The following is a 17,451-nucleotide window of genomic DNA, read 5'->3' as shown; positions in this document are numbered from 1 at the left end:
ATGTGTTATTCAGTAAAACTAATATCTCAATCACTTTAGAGCCCCAACCTCCTTGTAGTAGCGGAGCGCGCCGGGGTGATAGGGTATGGTGCCTCCGTAGTAGAGCAAAGCGTTCTTAAGCGTGGTGTCTTTAGCCGCGGCGACCGATTTTTGGAGTATGTCAAGGTGTTCAAAAACTGTCTTTGTTATCTGGTAGGCTAATTCATCTGGCATGTCCTTGTGGCATACAAACATATTCCAGAAGGACAAAGTCTGCACATCCTTATCAGTACCATAAACGTTTTTAGGAATCACGCCCTTAGTAGCTAGACCCGGGAATTTTTGGGTAAAGGCGTTTATCGCATCGTCCGGCACCTCCACCAGCACTATGCCCCCACGTTGCTTCAACGCGGCTGCCAGCTCCACTATTGAAGACGTCGGGAGGCCCCCGCTCCAGAAGTAGGCATCTATAGCGCCGTCCTTAAGAGCGTTGGCGCTTTCAGCCGCGCCCAGCCTCTCCCACTTGGAGAAGTCCTTCGCCGGGTCTATGCCCAACACCTGCAACAGTAGGAGAGCCTCTACCTCAGTCCCGCTCCCCGGCGCCCCGGTAGATACGCGCTTGCCCTTGAGGTCGTACACCGTCTTGATGCCCGTGTCGCTCCTAGTAACTATATGTAGATAGTTTGGATACATAGCCCACATTATCGCAATCGGCGCCCTCCTGTCCTTGAATCTACTGTCCTGGCCCGTGTAGGCCAGGTAGGCCGAGTCAGGCAGAACTGTGGCGCAGTAGTATATCCCCTTCGTGGGATCAGACTTGTCTCTAATCAAGAGCAAGTTGTCTATAGAAGCCGCTGTTTGTATCGACGTCGCGTCGATATTTGTGAAGTTTTTGAGCATGCCCGCAACTACGCCGCCGTAGTAATAATAGACGCCTCCTGTGCCCCCCGTGGCTATAATCACGCTGTAGCTAGCAGGCGCCTTCTGCTGTGGCTGAGACGTCTGGGTCTGCGCCGTCTGTGTGGACCCGGTACGCGTCTGTGTAGTGGGAGGAGCTACGTTCTGCCCAATAGTAGCCACCAATATTGCTATAATTGCTAGAACCACCACAACACCAATCATCAATAGTGTGGTCCTCATGCTCCCTATACAAATTCGACATTATTAAATATTGACCTCGTTGAACTCTTTATATTTATTGAAGCGATGGCACTTCACCACTAAAGAAATTTATAAACTTCTGCCAATATAAAACCGCAGAAATAAAACATCTCTATAGGGCTAGGAAAACTAGGCTAACAAAAGTCAATACAGATCTCTAGAGACAAAATCACTAATAATCATAAGGCCACGAAATCAAAAATAATACAAAAATCTAAAGTAAGGGATATGGAACGAGCCATAATACATATATGCCAGCGGCTATGAAAATCATGATGCCTATTGGCAGTGCCAGCTTCATCCACTCTCTAAAACTTATTTTCAAGACATTCGCCAGCACTATGTTAGGCGCGTTCCCAGGTATTGTGAAGCCCCCCGATATGACTATCGACACTACAAAACTCCTCAAGGCGTCAACTGCAATATCTCCGTTTATCAGCGCGGCTACTAATGTGGCGTTGTCTGCTACAGCGGACATCAAGTCAAAAACGTACAAAGCCTCTCTGCCCAAACCAGCCGCGGCCTGGGTTAGGGGTTTAAAAAACTCCCCCAGAGCCGACGTCCACCCGCACCACTAACAACACAAAGAAGAGCCCCCTACAATACGTCAGCCCTCCAGGTGGCTATCACCAATCCATAGTGTCCCGACGCCCTCATCACATCCACGAAACAGACACCACTAAATAAACCCACACGATATACAAAACAGGCAGGTGCTAGATACTCAAGACAGACGCCCACGTCACACAACACAGCCATAAAACAAAACACCACATCAGCCAGACGACAAACACCCACACAAAGGCGTCGCCACACCTAGCACCGCAACGCCAAAAGAAAGAACACCCTCAAAACAAAACACCACACCGCTAATCATAAGCCACATCTGAGAAACACAGGCCACAACAACCCACATGTTGAGCCGACAAGAAGCCAGACCGGCAACGGCCAAGAACCCCCACGTAACCCCCCGAAGGCAAGGCACTAGCCCGGCCACCCCCAGATACAGGAAGACACAAACCCCGCCCTAAAGCAGAGAACAAAGGCGAAGTGGTGCGGGGGGTGGGATTTGAACCCACGCAGGCCTACGCCACAGGGACCTGAACCCTGCCCCTTTGACCTGGCTCGGGCACCCCCGCCCAATGCCAAATGGATACAGAATTTTAAGTTTTACTCCCCGTGGCGGCGCCCTAGCGCAACTACTCGTTGCCGGTGGCTTTGTGACGACATAAGAAAGCATCACTGCTACAACCACTCACTGCTCCAAAACCTTAACTCAAGCGCAGAAATGGTGCCGCCGCCGGGATTTGAACCTTATCCCAAGCCCCCTGGCGGGGGCTTGACGGGACCTCCCGGTTATGAGCCATACACGGGGCGCCGCCCCAGGGCGCACTAACCAGGCTGTGCAACGGCGGCGTTTCTATATATTTGTATGTTTTTAAGTTTTCTTCTGGTATATGCCTAAAGTAGCGCACACTGGCCCTAGGCGCATGAAGGCGTCTAGGGCGCCGCCTGTGAGGCGTATCCGTCTTTCCTCTCTGCGCCATTTCTCCACGCCGAGGGTCTTAAGCACTGCGGCCGTTCTCATGTAGTCAGCCTCGCGCGTCTCTTCGGTATCACCGTGTATGTTAACGTAGCCTCTCACAGCGCCATGTCTCTCTTTGTAAAACCTCGCCTCCTTCTCCACCGCTACTTCGCTGTTCCCTTCAATCACCTTTGCCTTTATCTTGATGACTAGGAGCTCTTTTGTCTCCCCGCGTTCAACGCCGGCCTCCACCTCCTCGACGCGTACCTTCAGCCGCTTGCCGTCTACGTCGACTTCCTTCTCTATCGGCGGCTTTACGGAGCCCCACATCTCGCCTTCGCGGAAGTACTCCTCCAGCCGTTCACGCACTTCCACGCCCTTTGCCTCGGCTTCCTTTAGCAACATTTCTTTCAGCCGCTGGGCCTTCTCGTCGCCGTGTAGGGCGAGCCAGCCGATGTACCTAAGGCCGTCTACGGTGATACGGATGTATCCCTGTCTGCCGCCCTCCGGCTCCCTAGCGGTGAAGTGGACGATGCACCAGTCGCCCTCACAGCTATCCCTCATGCCAAGTCCCCGTAGAAGCTCCACCGCCTTTGTGAAGGACTGGGGATCTCTGGGTTCAAATTTTACATCCACGACGCCGTCTTTTGTCAGCCATATGGAGAACCTTAGATCGCCCCACTCCGGCACACCCCTCTCGAACTTCGCGGCTAGGCGTCTGTAGGTGTCTTCTGCCAATCCCCCCACCTCTCTGCACCGCTGAAGGAACTCAGCCACGGCTTTTCTAACAGCTTCGTGTACGGAGTCGGCGGCTAGGGCGTTGGTGGTTGCGACTATGTGCCACTTGTCGCGGTTGCGAGATTTCTCATAGTGTTTACCTACCTCAGCCCTCACCCCCACAGCCTTAAGCACCGCCGCCCTACGCTCAGCCTCCTCGCGGTCGGTGGTTTCGAAGAGAAGCTGTACGGCGTTGCTTTTACTGAGGCGTATTGGGAACTCAACCTCCTCTCCGCCGAGCCTCACCACCAGGCTGGCACTCGGCCTCTTTCCCTTCGCGGTGAAGTCCTCTAGCCTCGCTTCTACGCCCACGACCTCCAGTGCCTTCTGGAATTTTTGTTTTATGTTGTCGTTTCCGCCAGCCAGCTCCACCGCGTACAGCCAGAGAGAGGCGTTAGACAGAAAGCTCTTGGCCGCGTCGACGCCCCACGCCAGCTCAAACCACCGGCTCTTCCCCTCAACCTTGGCGTACACCCTCTCCGGCGCATAGCCCGCCCTTGCCAAGACGCCCAGCGCCAGCGCCGCCTTGTGGACGTGGGTTACGGACCCGGTCTTCTCCTCATCCGCGGAGAATCTGCCCACCGCCAGCGTCACCTCTCTAGTCTGTATACTCCCGTCGCCCATGACGGCGGCGGTGAGGTACTCCGCCACCGCCTTATTGGCGGTGAGGAAGTCAGCCACGGCTCTCTCCTCCCTACCCTCCGCCGCCCAGAGGTAGGCGGAGAGCCACGAGAGGAAGTAGCGGGTCAGCGACGCGTTTTCGAAGGCCATTTCCCGCGCCACCCCGGCCCAGTACTCCTCTGGCTGTGTGTAGCGGTCTAGAGTCTCGCCGACTTCTTTCACCGCCTCCTCGTAGACCTTCCTCAACTCATGCACCACCTCCTCAGCCACCCTCCGCGGATCTACTTTCCGCACCTCGCCGTCCCCCTCACCCACAGCCTTCTTCAGCATCTCGACGCCTTCCTTCACTATATTCCTGAGCTGTTCCCAGCCGCCTTCCTCCGCCAGCCACTTCAGCACGCGGCCGTATTGTTGAAGCAACTCCTGTGGCGGCTCGGCCCTCAGCTCCATCTGAGGCCTCCCGCCGTGCCTCGTCTCCCTGAAGTTGACCGAGATGCTGGAGAGACCGAACACCCTCACAAACAGCTCCGCCATACCCAGATGCGTAGTACTCAACTTCACCGCCCTATTCTCCTTCTCGAAAGTTACGTCTGTAGCCAGCAGGCCGGCGAGAGCCAGCACGTTAACCGGCGCCTTCTCCACCCCTCTAAGGCGGCTCTGCAGTATCTCCCCGACTCTTTTAGCGGCCTCTTTTTTGTTGGCCGCTTCGGCGGCCGCCCTCTCCAGCTCCTTTTGCAACTCCTCCTCGGCGAAGCCGGGGGCTAGCCGTCTTTCGAGCTTAACCTTTTCTATGAGGTTTTGGACTGTGCCGCGCCAATTTTCATAATACCTCTCGTAGGCCGTCTTTGGCTCCGTCTCCAGAAGCTCTACGAATTTGTGCAAGTGCAGGGCGCCGGCCACCGCCTTTGTGTAGGCGCCTCCCGCCTCCAGCGTGTGCAGAGCCGCCAGAGCCTTCTCTGCGGCTGTGGCGCCCTCCAGCCCCCTCACCACGTTACGATTTCCGTAAGCCAAAGCCTCAACCCTTCCCTCGTCTATCTCAAGCTGTTGCAAAACCTGCTGGATAAACCCGCCACCCCAAGGCTCCTTCTTTATGATCTTTTTGAGGCCCTCCCTCACGACGTTCAGCTCTTGCTTAAACACAACCACAGCCCTCTCCGACCCCTCCCTCAGATACGCCTCAGCCGCCTTCCTAAAGGCGTGGGCCACCAACACAGCCGCCGCCCTCTCGGGGCTACCGAGGCTACGCAACTCTTCCGGCCCAGCCTTCCCCTCCTTAACAGCTTCGTAGAGCTTTTCCCTCTCCCTAAGCAAAGGCTCGCCCCTCTCCACCCATGCCTCCGCCACCTCCCTCTTCACCCTCTCCGGCCTAGCCGGCGCCTCCCGGGCAAAGAGAGGCGCTACGCTGACAGCCTCAGCCAGCTTGCCGAGTTGCACCGAGCCGAAGACGTCGTGGGCGAAGGTCCACGCGATGATGCCGGCGGAGGCGGCCGCCGCCAAAAACAGCCAAGCCCTGTGCTCATCAATCCAGGCTACTACCCTGGCGACAACCTCTACAAACAGCTCATACACCCTCTCCAACGCGATTTTAGCCCTCTCCAGCCACTCCCGCAGAGCCTCGTAGGCAGTCTCGGCGGCTTTCTTTACGTGTTCAACTGCCTTGTCGTAGGCGCCTTCTTTGGCCAGGGCTATGGCGGCGGCTGTGGCTGAAACCACCGCCGTTGAGAGCAGGGCGTCGTGTGTAGCCGCCAGCGCCGCGGCCCCCGCGGCCGTTGCGGCGGCCGCCGCCAGGGCCCTCTCCACAGAGGCCACTCCTCTATACGCCTCGTCCCACAGCCTCTGGGCCTCCTTAAGGACGGCCTCCGCCACAGCTCTTGCAAAGCTCCACACAAGCAACCCCTCGCCGAACTCCGCCTCTGCCCTCCTCACATACTCCCCCACCTTTGCGAAGATCTTCGACGCGTCTGCCTCCATCGGCGTCCTCGGCTTGAGGCCGAAGACTGGGCCCTCCGCCGCGTCCAGTAGCTCTAACACGTAGGCAACCGCCCCCCGCGAGCTTGCCACAGCCAGCGCGGCGTCGTACGCCCACCGCGCCGCCTGCTCAGCAAGCTCAAGAAGAGCCTCGCCGCCTCTCCTCAACCTCTCCCCATACCTCGCCTTTACCCTCTCCACCGCCCTGTCAGCCCTCCTCTTAAACACCTCCCCCAGCTCCCCCCGGCCCATACGCCCGGCGAGCCACTCAGCCGCCTCCACATCCCTAAGCCTAGGCGGAATAACGCCGACGACCACCGCCGCGGCCCCTTCCCGCCCCCCGGCCGCCTCCGCCCTCCCGGCGTCTCTAGACGCCTGGGCGGGCTTCTCAACGGACTTAGCCGCGTGCGCCTCTGTGGTTTTTCCCCTCTCCTCCTCCCTAAGCGCTGGGGGCTGTATTTCTCTTAACCTCCTCACCGCCTCGCCCCACGCGGCGTCAAACCTCCTTCCCGTCGCCTCTGCGTATATCCTCACCGCGGTTTGAAACAGCGGGTTGTCTGTCCTCCACTGGCTGGGGTCCGTCTCGGGGGCCAGCTGGCTGGGGGAGGCCAGCCATTTAAGAAAGGCTTTTAACACCTCTAGCTTGTACTGAGCCTCCGCGGCGTTTCTCTCTGCGATGTTCTCCGCAACCGCCAGGAGGACTCCCGGGGCGATAGGCGGGTCTACAAACCACTCCCACAACACAGATCTGTCTCTGCCGGCCTCCCTCCTCCACAACTCCACAAGCCTCCTCCCAACCTCGTAGCCCACCGCCGCCTCTACCACCCTCCACCACTCGCCCCTGGCCTCAACCCCCTCGTCGCCTTTTAGCAACTCAACCACCGGCTTGTACCTCTCCTGCGCCTCTACCCACTTGTACAGCCCGTAGTTTAACAAAAGCCTCAGCTCCCTCCCCACAGAGGGCCTATACTCCCCCAGCCTAGGCGCATGCCTCGCGATTTCAAAAACTCTATCTACTACGCTACGGAACGCCTCGACCGCCCCCTCCACCTCCCCCGGAACCCCCAGTGTGTGTAGAAACTCCCTCGGCGCGATGCCCAGATGCCTCAAGCCGCCGGCGGCGGCCATCCCCAAGAGGCGCTCCACCACCTCCCCCAGCGCCGGGTGGTAGACAAAGAAACGCACCGCGGCCCCCTCCTCCCCCGCCACCAGCGCCGGCGCCGCCACAAGCCTACGCAACGCCCTCAGCGACTTGGCCATAAACACCACCGCGAGGCCCTCGGGGACGGGGGCCCGGCCCCTCTCTAAATACTTCATATAGACATCTCTCGACACCTCGGCCCACCTGCCGAGCGCCCTGTAGACGGCCTCAGCCGCCAGCTCCTCGCCGCCAGCCCCCACTCCCCCCTCGCCATCGCCTCCTCTACCCCGGCCACCGTCTGCGAGAGCGTCTTTACGAGAGAGGCGTGTTCCTCCGCCAGCTTGGCAGTTTTCTCAACGTCGGGCGGCCTCAGCTGTTTTACAGCTTTTTTCACAAGCCTCTCCACCTCCCTCGCCCGCCTCTCCGCGGCGCGGGCCTCCCTCCTCGCCCTCTCCACGTCTCTCTCCAGCTGGACTACCCTCTCCGCGGTCTTAAAAGCCTCGGCCAAGGCGCCTAGGGCGTCTTCATCCACCCGCACTACGCCCAGCTTCACCTCCAGCTCCCTGCCTCTATACACCTCTCTCAACACGGAGAGGAACTCCCCCCTCCTCTCCCTTACCAACTCCCACAGCGCCTCAGCTTCAGCTTTTATCTTCCCCACGTCGCCGCTGGCGCGGGCCGCCTCCCACCGCTCTCTTAACGCAACGGCGACAAGATACAGCAGAGGATCTGGGAGATACCCACCGCTCTCCTCCGCATACACAGCTCTGTACAACAACCTACCCAGCTCCTCCACCCCGGCGCCTTGGAGGTCGCGGATGTAGTAAAGGGCCATGGGCGCCTCCTCCGCCTTTTCTAAAACCTGCATCTGTCTAACCAACTCCCTCAGCCTAGCCGCGGAGAGGGCCGCCTCGGCCCCCACCGCTTTTAAATACGCCTCGGCTCTACGCGCCTCCCCCTCCGCCCTCGCCAGCCTAGCCTCCGCCTCTCTCAACGCCCTCTCGGCGTGTACAAGCCTCTCCGGGTTGAGGGAGGCGGTGGCTTTTAGATACTCGGCCTCTTGCCTAAGCCTCTCCGCCTCGGCAAACCCCCCGGCCTCCACAGCCCTCTCCGCCAGCCTTTCCAACTCCTCAACGCGCCTCGACAGCTCCCTCCTCCACTTCTCCACCTCTTCGCTGATCCTGTCGAACTCCGCCTTCAGCCTCTTGTACTCAGCCTCGGCCTCCGCCACCTCCCTCCTCCACTTTAGATACTCCTCCAAGGCCCGTCTCAGGCTCATCTTGTGTTGTTCAAACCTAGCCAGCTCCTCCTCCGCCTGCCTTCTCAACGCCGCGTGTTCCCGCGCCACCCTCTCCAGCTCGGCTAGCGTGTTCTCCACCTCTACTAAGACGCGCCTCGCCGCCCAGGCCGCCTCTGCCAGATGCCCCTCGCCTCTTGCATACAGCTCAAGAGCCCTCTTGGCGGTCTCCACGTCGGCGGTTTTCTCCAACAGCTCTCTAAGCGCGGCCGCCCTCTCCCCCGGCTTCACCACGTCTACAGAGGCCATCTTCTTGGCGACGTCTGTAGGCAACTTCTCTAACAGCTTGGCGTACTCCCTCTCCAGCCTCTCCACGGTCTTAACCTCGTCGACGCCGCCGCGTTGTTGATAAAACACGCGTAGCTCCCCGGCTCTCTCGTGTAGAATTCGAATTGCCTCCTCCCTCCCCCTCTCTACAAACACTCTCAACGCCTCGTCGAAGGCTCTCCGCATCTCAGCCGCGCCGGGCCTCTCGACGGCGTATATCCTCTCGCCGACGTACTTAACCCAGAGGTACCGCTCGCCAAATTCTCTAAACCAGCGCCAGCTCTCTTCAAGAACCTCCCTCCTCACCTCCTCCAGCCTCTCAAGCGCCTTCTCCACGGCCCCTCCGCCTCCCCCCGCCCTCTGCGCCTCCTCCACAGCCCTCACAGCTTTTTCCAAAAGCCGCAGGGCCCTCCCCTCCGCCTCGTGGAGTTCTCTAACTCTCTCCACTCTCACCAGCTCCACCTCGCCAGCCTTGACGCGGCCCAGCTCCGCCGCGCCCTCGCCGAAGAAAGACGGCCCGACGGCCTCGCCAGGCCTCACAGCCACCACCTCCACAGACTTAACCCGCGCCGTCTTTGTCTCCAAAACCCTCTTACCCTCCTCCAGAGAGCGGGCGCCCAGCACAAGCCCCCTGGCCAGCCCCACTACGTACAGCGTCGGCAGTTCTAGATGCATTCGGCGCAACGCCTCCGCCTCTGCATATCTGTGGGCTGAGTAGGGCGTCTTGGCCGAGCTCCAGTGGGCAATCCACACATCTCTCCACGCCTCCAGCAACCTCCCCCCAGCCTCCAGAACCCTCTCCCTATTCTCCACAAGCCACTGGGCCAGCTCCCTCGGCCCGCTGATCTCCCTAGGCGCCCCGGCGCCTAGAAACACCTGGTGCAGTCTGTCGAAGGCCCTGGGGTGCATTCTGGCAACAGGCTGGTAGACAGCCCTCAGCCTAGCCTCCACCCGCTCCACAGCCGTCTTTAGATCTGAGGCCTCCAGCACCGCCAAGTCGTATAGAAGGGCGTAGAAGGCCCCGGTGGACTGCCTCACAGCTCTTTCGTGTAGCTCCACGGCGGCGCGGAGGGCGGCCACCTCGTCGACTCTCTCCCTTACGTACTTCGCCCACTGAGCCGCCCTAGCCGCGGCTACGTACCGCCTAAGCTCCATGAGCTGTTGGTACTGCTCTTGGCTAATCCTCCCCTCAGCCAGCAGTCTGTGGAGATAAGCAGGGTTGATTAGGGCAATCCAGCGGGGCTTGTCGTCTATCTGCGATAGAAATAGGGAGTAGGCCGCGGGACGTCTCTGGGCTACCTCGCGCATCCACTGCTCAAACCTCGCGTCGAACTGCGGCCAGAGCTGTCTCAGCCACTGCAACGCGTCCATCTCGGTGTAGGGCTGCGCCCTCTTGTACAGCTCATACGCCCACCTCCCCGCCTCAGCCGCAACCGCGACCCCCCTCTCCACAGCCCTCTCGGCCCTCGTAAACGCCTTCTCCACCACCTTCCCTATCCTCTCGTGTATCCTCTCCTCTATGTAGGCCTCGAATCTGCGTCTAACAGCCCGCTCCCCCGGCCTCTCTCTGTACTTAGCCCACCCCCTGTGGGCGAGCCTCCTAACCAGCCTGGCGGAGGCCCTCTTGACTGGGGAGCCGGCGGCCCTGCCCAGCCTATACGCCAGCCTCGCCTTGAGAAACAGCCTAATGCCCAGCCAGTAGGTGAGGTCTTGAATTACGTTTATAACTATGTAAAGCAGATAGCGAGAGGCGGAGGGGAAGCCGAACACCGCCGCCAACGCCTCGAAGACAAAAACCGGCGTCAGCAACGCCACGTAGATACTCCACCAGAGCCTACCCAGCAACGTGCCGAAGAGCTCGATGGGGTTTAGAACAAGCCCCACGTCCCACATAGACACGCCCCACCTGGGGTCGGGCGGCGGCATTGGGGGCGCGTCCGCCGGCTTGTATGGGAGGGAGGTCCAGTTATTCCAGGGAATGGGCCAGCGAGGCGCCAACGAGGCGGGCGGGGGAGGGGGCGGGTGCGCCAGCATCCACCTCCACCTCTCCGCCAGGGCTGAGATAGACTCCCTCGTGGCTCTGGAATCCCCCAGGGAGTAGCCGAAGAGCCACACCTCCTCCCCCGGGTGCAGGAGGAGCCTCCCCCAGGCGGCTTTGCCGCCCTCGCCGTTGTTATCCCAGGCGAAGCGGGCGCAGAGTATTTTAAACTGCCCGGCTTTATAACTCCTCGGCTCTAGGTCAGGCATTGGGAAGAAGAGCCTCGGGGCAATAGACGCGAAGTACCCCAGCTCGCCCCCCGCCGCCTCAGCCACCGGGCTTGAGGTATTCGGCGGAATCAGCCGGGAGAGGGCCTCTACGTATCTACGGCTGTAGTTCCCACCTGCGAGGACAGATAGGAAGTAGTCCCGGGAGGTTTTAGACATGTTTCCAGCCGCCATGGGCACGTGGCGCCAATTTGGCTCATCTGCGCCGTAGTAAGCCACGTGGCACTCTTGGTCGTACTCCGCGCCGCGGAGGAGATTCACCACCGCCACCCCGTCGCCGTCGGCAACCGGCGCGTCTCCGTATTCATCTGGAAGCGCGGAGCGGCGGTCGTCCACCTCCACGGCGACCCCCCGCATCCAGACAAAACCGTAGACGTATCTAGCGGCGCGTTGGACGTCCCAAAACCTAATTCTCATATAGGTGCGGTTGTCGTGTACGTAGCAGTAGGCGGCGGGGGGAGGCTCCCCGTCTCCCTCCCAATCGCCGTATTTCACCTCGTGCCAAACCTCCCAGTCTCTATAGGTGTAGGGCATAGCCGCGTCCACCTTCGGGATCTCTGCGCCGTTCCGCACCTCCAAGGGCTCCCAGGGCTTACCTAGGTGTATAGTAGCTATCTGTAGCTGGCGGGTTTCCAGCTTCTTGCGGTACCGCGGCTCCTGCCACTCCTCTCTAGTTGAGGAACACCGCTCTACACACGTGCCGTTGACGTAGCGGCAACACCACTCACAAGTCCGCCTCCACTTGTAGAAGTCTATAGAGCCGTCTTTTACAGGTCTGGGGGCGTTGGGCAGAAGAATAGAGAAGTTTGACCACGCCGTGTTTAAAACTGGCCTCCTCCACTCCAGCCTGTCCCAGCCTACGTCGTATTTCAACTGGCCTGGCCTCTCGGCGACGTCTAGCGCGCGGCAGTCCCCAGCGGCGTTGCCGACGCCGCACGCCTCGACATCCGGCTTAACAACCCAGCCCCAGACCCCGACGGCGCCTCTCCTCTCCCCCCTTTCTAACTCACCGCCGTATGTCACCGTGGCGTTGACCCCGGCGTGTAGCAACCGCCAATGGCTGGGCTTAGAGGTGTCTACAACGTAGAGGGGGTAAAGCGCCGACAGCAGTCGGCACTCCTCAGCCCTAGCCCTCCTAAGCCACCGCTCGCCGCTCTCTCCGGAGGGCATCGTGCCGTTGGGCAGGGGGGTCTCCGGGTAGTTGAGGCAGAGGGAGGCGTTTGTAATAGAGGCTGGGTAGTCCAGCCAGACGTAGACGGCGTATGGGGAGCCAGCCCCCAGCCCTGTGAAGTTCTTCCTCCCCACGTAGAGCACGGCAGGCGCCCCCGGCCCCGCCGCCGCCCAGTCACTACCGTTAACCGCCAGTATCTTCACGCCGCTGAGGAGGTCAAATCTGGGAACCCCCCTAGAGAGGTTTAGAGAGGTCCAGGTTTTGTTAAGCTCCTCCACAAGCCAGCGGCGTGAGAAGTAGTTGTGGTAGCGGAGGAGGGCGACCCCCTCCCCCCGCGTTGCGAGATACGAGAGAGAGCCCGTGGAGCTGGGGGCCGACTTAGCCCATTCTGCCGTCTCCTCCGCCCACTGGGCCACCGCCAGCCCTAACGGCGAGAGGTAGGCGCCCACCGCGGCGGCTGTGTATAACGCCAGCGCCAGCGCCGTGAGAAAGGCGCCCCAAGTCCTCACGCGGGGGAACAGCAGGAGGAATAGCCCAGCCGCCATTAAGAGGCCAAACCACTTCTCAGCCCAGGAGGCGAGTATCTCTAGCAAGTGGAACACCATATACACCCCAACGGCCGCTTGATACGCCGCGTTGGCCAACTGAAACACCGGGTCCATGTAGCGCCAGGCGGCGAGCGCGAAGACAGCCGCCGCCAGAGACCCCCCGCCGGTGAGCGGAGCCGCCGCCACCGCGCCGAGGAACATCAAAGTCTGTAGTACAGAAGAGGCCACCGCCGCCCCCTCCAACGCGGAGGCCGCCGCCTCAGCCGCCAGCCTTGCCGCCTCGGCGGTGGCTCTAATTCTCTCCGCCCACCCCCCAGGCGCCTCGTAGAAGCCGTAGATGTAGAGGGGGTTCGGGACGTAGGGGGCGGAGAACTGAAGCACAAAGCCCGTCACCAGCGGCACAGCCCACACCACAGTGACAACTGCAAATATGGGAAAATACCACTCCTCATCCCCCCTCCACAACAGTAGATACAGAGCAGACAAGGCAGCCGCCAGGTGGAGAGCCGCAACCCAGTCAGACACGAAGCGAGGCCCCCCACGAGGCGGGAAAAACCTTACCAGAGCCTCAGAAGAGAGGCCGTGAAGGGGGCTCGGAGCGCGGGGAGGAGTGGAGTAGTTGGGAGTCTAGGAAAAGGGGGCCGTCCCATCTACGGCGCCGTCCCAGAACGCCGTACAGATTACCACATCCCTACCCTGGCGGCCGGCTGTATGTCCGCAGAGAGGCGCTTTACTAGCAGGAGAGGGGGTGGGGAGGAGTGCTGGGAGCACTACAGCTACTACGACCAGCCTTGAGGTCGGAGTCCAGGGGCTTCACAACCCCAGCCTCTACCCCATACGCCTCTCCCGGCGGCGCATGTGGAGGTAGATTGCAACTGCTGGCCGGAGCCGCGGACTCCGCCGTTGAGCGCGCGAGGCCAGCTTAAGTATATGCCCCCAACGGCCAGCGGCACGTCCGCGCGCCGCACGTCGAAATCCCTACTCACTCCTTTTTTTCATAACAACTAGTTTCAACTATCTTTTGATTTCCGGGCGCCCCCGATCTCCTGCTGGACTACACTGGGACATCGCTGGTGGGGTTTCAACTATCTTTTGATTTCTGGGTGGCGTCTATAGAGATGGTCTACACTACCGGTGGTAAGTACGAGTTTCAACTATCTTTTGATTTCTGGAAAGACGGAGCACGCGGGCATACCGCCGGGCAACCCCATTGCGTTTCAACTATCTTTTGATTTCTGGCCACGACACCCTCCTGCGGGAGGCGAGAGACGTCATAGAGCACGCGTTTCAACTATCTTTTGATTTCTGGGAGATGGCTGAGGGATCACTGCCAGCCTATGAAGTTGCTCTACGTTTCAACTATCTTTTGATTTCTGGAGCAAGATTCCAGATTTACCCAAGCTTCTGCTTGAAAATCTGTTTCAACTATCTTTTGATTTCTGGGGCGACGCAGGTGCCAGCAACCACGTGGCAGGTGCAGAGGCCGTTTCAACTATCTTTTGATTTCTGGACGTCTACAGAGGCTTACTACACATTGAACTTCATGGTGGACGTTTCAACTATCTTTTGATTTCTGGTTAGGTTGGTTGCCTTGGACATGTACCTACCTGCGCAAAGGTATTGTTTCAACTATCTTTTGATTTCTGGCGGCCCACCTGGCACGGGCAAGTCATACGCGCCAATATTCTTTTCGTTTCAACTATCTTTTGATTTCTGGGTAAAAAACTGAAGCGCCGGGATTATGACTGAGGATCCCATCATCAGTTTCAACTATCTTTTGATTTCTGGCTGCTGGTTTTCCGGGGGGCGCGACAGCGCTGTGGCGTGCGCTCTGGCGTTTCAACTATCTTTTGATTTCTGGTCCGTCTGCGTTTGTGTGGATTAAAGACAGTCAGTATGCGTTTCAACTATCTTTTGATTTCTGGTGGATAGCCAAGCTAGTATCTTTCCTGGCGAAAGAAGAGATCAGTTTCAACTATCTTTTGATTTCTGGCCACTGTAACCCTCCGATTGGCAACCGCCGAGATACTCGCGTTTCAACTATCTTTTGATTTCTGGTCGGCCGCCCCCCACCACCGCCTAACTCCCTCCCCCAAAATAAGTTTCAACTATCTTTTGATTTCTGGGCGAGCAAACCCACACCCCCACGCCGATCCGTTAGATATATGTTTCAACTATCTTTTGATTTCTGGGGCTGGTTTTGATTGTTTTTGTGGGTTTTTAAGTTTTTCGTCTGTTTTTTGCTTCTTCGGTGGACGCTTTTCCGCCACGCTTTACATTCATACATGTCTCTTTTCAGGCTTGCCGATCGCCATTCTTCGCAGAGGCGGCGGGCCAGAGGTGTAGAGAAAGCCGAGACCCAGCGCCGTTCTTCGCCGCGCCGTGCACATGTTTATATGTTTGTAAATGGGGTTCTGGACTTGTAAAAATGGTTAAATGCCGGGGCTCCCAGGGGGGTATGTTTAGGGAGATTAGAGCGAGGGTGTTGGAGACAGCGGCTCAGAAGGCGCGGGTTGTTGCGGAGGCTGAAGGCGCATGCTGTCGGTACGGGGCGGTATGTACCTATACATAGGGAGGGTTGATATCGGCGGCGTCTCTGGCTATATGTGGGTTTTGGGGTTGAGGCTTTACGTGAAGCTGGGGTGGCGTCCCAGCGACACGGTCTATCTAGGCAACCTCTCTGACCCCCTCTCCGTGGCTCTGCGGATTAGGCGCCTAGCCCCCAGGCTGGTTGACGTGAGGAGGCTGGCGTATACAGTGGCCAGGGCGCTGGCCGCGGCGCGTTACGTGGCGGAGCGCTGCCGGGACAGCCCGAGGTGGAGGATAAGAACCTGGGAAGCCCTAGCCCTCATCGACGAGGCGATCTCCGCAGTTGTAAACGCCTGGCCCCCCACGGCGAGAGTATTTTGGAAAAGACGCTGGTGAGAGAAGCCCCGCGGGGCAGATTGCCAGGCGGAGGTAGCAAAATATCGGCGCCAGGCGGCTGCGGAGGGCGCAGGCCAAGCCCAAATCTTCGGCGCAGATACGTCTTTCAACCTCGTCTATGTTTTTCCTTACCCGTCGTCGTATTTCTTAACAGGAAGAGTGTTAAATACAAACGCTGACAGCTCGGCGCCGGCGCGCGGGGCTGGCGCAGAGAGGGCGGAGGCGCGGCGGAGGGGGGTTTACTCTATTGCTAAATGCGCCCCGGCGTGGTCGAATATTCTAGATATGGCGTAGGCGGCGGCTGCGGCTACTGATAGCGCTGTCACCGTCACGGCGGCTACCGCCGCGGCGTCTGCGGCGACGCCTATCAGTGAGCTGAAGAGTATGTACTTACTCCAGTCTACCTCCGGCACTTTTATAGTTTGTAGGACGTCTGCCCCTCCCGCCAGCGCCGGGGGGAAGCCCGCGGCGACTCCTAGTATCAACGCGCCGAGGTGTCTAGTTTTTTCTTCAGCGACTAGAACGGCGCCTAGGCCCATTAATAAGACAAAGCCGTATGTGACGTATGTGGCCGCCACGGCGGCGGCTAGGGCTAGCAACGCGCTTGTGGCGGCGGAGCTGTAGGGCATGGCGGCTTGGGAGAGGCCCATGGAGTAGCCCCCAGTTATTACCAACACCCCCGTCAGCGCCGTGGCTGTGAATATAGAGCCGTAGCCGCTGGCTATGGCGTCGAAATAACGCCTGTAGACCCCGACGGCGCATTGATAAGCCTTCTCCACGGCGCGGAGGTAGTCTCTATCTGTAAAGTGGGAGAGACACACGGGTTTAAACTCCCCCGCCACCTGCGGCGTCTTGAAGGCGGCGGAGGCCTGGCTTATGAAAAAAGTCACCGCGGCGCCTAGGGCGATGGTGATCACCGTGGCGGCGGCGAAGAGTAAAAACCCGACGCCTCCTCTATGCCACACGTCGAGAGCCCTCTCCTTGCCGTGGGTGCCGCCGAAGGAGTACAAGACGGCGCCGTACAGCAAGTAGGCGGAGAGGACGGCGAGGGGGAAAAAGAGGTGTGGGGGGAGGTCGAACATCACCAAAACTTTAGATTCCCAAATGCGTCCACCAGCGATTTTACTAACAGCCCGTTTAGAAAGTCCAGAGCTGTTCTGCCGGCGTCTGCGATGCTCCCCGCGCCGTAGCCCGTGGTGATTAGATTGGCGGCGAATATCACCGCGGCTAGGATAAAGGGTACCGCCGCCAGGCCGATTAGTATCGATTTGTAGTGGTCGACGATGGTCACAATAGCCGACCAACGCGCCCAGGTAGTGGGGCTTGCTATCCAGCTAACTGCGGCGTAGATCGCCAGAAGCACCACGACGGTCCAGAATATGAGGGCGTAGGCCGCCGCCAGGTTCTTTACGGCTTGTTGCACCTGCTCCTTAAATGGGAAGTTGTAGACACCGCCGCCGGCGCCGCCGGTCTTATTGCCGCCTTGCTGAGCCAGCGCGGCGGGCGCCAGCACCATCAACAAAAACAGCGCCGCCGCCACCACAGCCCTCCCAGTCCTCCCCTCCTCCTTTTCGGCTTTGGGCTCCTCCTTGGGTTTTTTCAAAGGCATGTAGAACCCCAACCAGTGAGCGGAAAAACCTTAGAAAGATCTCATAAACGCTCCAGACCGCCTCTCTACCCTCCCAGCCTCTAGTATATGAGATCTGCCGTGGGGCCTTATGGGTACACGTAGAGCCCCCGCGGCGTTTTTCAAAGCGTGGACGTGGAGGCGTTGCGACAGCTGTTCTGATGCCATGTACTGCGGCC

Annotated in this window: 10 protein-coding genes, 2 tRNA genes and 1 CRISPR repeat array; of the genes, 3 read left to right on the top strand and 9 right to left on the bottom strand. The window is 59.3% G+C overall.

Annotation, left to right across the window (positions count from 1 at the left end):
• Positions 1 to 30: 30 nt before the first annotated feature.
• The 6 genes from P186_RS01510 to P186_RS01485 all read right to left on the bottom strand — a co-directional run bounded on the left by P186_RS01510 (position 31) and on the right by P186_RS01485 (position 13,245).
• Positions 31 to 1,119: a TAXI family TRAP transporter solute-binding subunit gene (locus tag P186_RS01510; protein WP_148682596.1), complete on the bottom strand. Its 1,089-nt coding sequence runs from the start codon at positions 1,117 to 1,119 to the stop codon at positions 31 to 33.
• A gap of 235 nt (positions 1,120 to 1,354) precedes the next feature.
• Positions 1,355 to 1,693 (bottom strand): DUF1646 family protein, encoded by a 339-nt coding sequence (locus P186_RS01505; protein ID WP_148682595.1) that lies wholly within the window; start codon positions 1,691 to 1,693, stop codon positions 1,355 to 1,357.
• A gap of 498 nt (positions 1,694 to 2,191) precedes the next feature.
• Positions 2,192 to 2,279, bottom strand: a tRNA-Leu gene (locus P186_RS01500).
• 150 nt (positions 2,280 to 2,429) lie between these two features.
• A tRNA-Ile gene (locus P186_RS01495) sits at positions 2,430 to 2,556 on the bottom strand.
• 22 nt (positions 2,557 to 2,578) lie between these two features.
• Complete coding sequence (locus tag P186_RS14180) at positions 2,579 to 7,432, bottom strand: hypothetical protein (RefSeq protein ID WP_237179438.1); 4,854 nt, start codon at positions 7,430 to 7,432, stop codon at positions 2,579 to 2,581.
• Positions 7,345 to 13,245: a hypothetical protein gene (locus P186_RS01485; RefSeq protein ID WP_014287611.1), complete on the bottom strand. Its 5,901-nt coding sequence runs from the start codon at positions 13,243 to 13,245 to the stop codon at positions 7,345 to 7,347. The genes P186_RS14180 and P186_RS01485 overlap by 88 nt, the downstream gene beginning before the upstream one ends.
• Positions 13,246 to 13,302: 57 nt before the next feature.
• Between P186_RS01485 and P186_RS01480 the strand changes: the two genes are divergently transcribed.
• The 3 genes from P186_RS01480 (at position 13,303) to P186_RS01475 (ending at position 15,645) form a co-directional block, all read left to right on the top strand.
• Positions 13,303 to 13,515 (top strand): hypothetical protein, encoded by a 213-nt coding sequence (locus tag P186_RS01480; protein WP_148682594.1) that lies wholly within the window; start codon positions 13,303 to 13,305, stop codon positions 13,513 to 13,515.
• Positions 13,512 to 13,646: a hypothetical protein gene (locus P186_RS14525; RefSeq protein WP_014287610.1), complete on the top strand. Its 135-nt coding sequence runs from the start codon at positions 13,512 to 13,514 to the stop codon at positions 13,644 to 13,646. The genes P186_RS01480 and P186_RS14525 overlap by 4 nt, the downstream gene beginning before the upstream one ends.
• Before the next feature lie 81 nt (positions 13,647 to 13,727).
• Positions 13,728 to 14,912: direct repeats of the CRISPR family, unit length 25 nt; unit sequence GTTTCAACTATCTTTTGATTTCTGG.
• 364 nt (positions 14,913 to 15,276) lie between these two features.
• A complete protein-coding gene (locus P186_RS01475; RefSeq protein ID WP_014287608.1) occupies positions 15,277 to 15,645 on the top strand; it encodes a hypothetical protein in 369 nt (122 codons plus the stop codon).
• A 239-nt stretch (positions 15,646 to 15,884) separates the two neighbouring features.
• On the opposite strand, the gene P186_RS01470 is transcribed toward P186_RS01475, so the two are convergent.
• The 3 genes from P186_RS01470 to P186_RS13735 are packed head-to-tail and all read right to left on the bottom strand — an operon-like array spanning position 15,885 to position 17,440.
• On the bottom strand, positions 15,885 to 16,730 hold the full coding sequence (locus tag P186_RS01470) for a hypothetical protein (protein WP_148682593.1): 846 nt from the start codon (positions 16,728 to 16,730) through the stop codon (positions 15,885 to 15,887).
• Positions 16,727 to 17,254, bottom strand: a complete 528-nt coding sequence (locus P186_RS01465; RefSeq protein ID WP_148682592.1) for a hypothetical protein — start codon at positions 17,252 to 17,254, stop codon at positions 16,727 to 16,729. Before P186_RS01465 ends, P186_RS01470 begins: the two co-directional genes overlap by 4 nt.
• A 30-nt stretch (positions 17,255 to 17,284) precedes the next feature.
• Complete coding sequence (locus P186_RS13735; protein WP_014287605.1) at positions 17,285 to 17,440, bottom strand: hypothetical protein; 156 nt, start codon at positions 17,438 to 17,440, stop codon at positions 17,285 to 17,287.
• Positions 17,441 to 17,451: the final 11 nt, after the last annotated feature.

Origin of the sequence: Pyrobaculum ferrireducens (assembly GCF_000234805.1) — an archaeon.
GTDB classification, from domain to species: domain Archaea; phylum Thermoproteota; class Thermoprotei; order Thermoproteales; family Thermoproteaceae; genus Pyrobaculum; species Pyrobaculum ferrireducens.
This window is presented reverse-complemented; position numbering and strand designations above follow the sequence as displayed.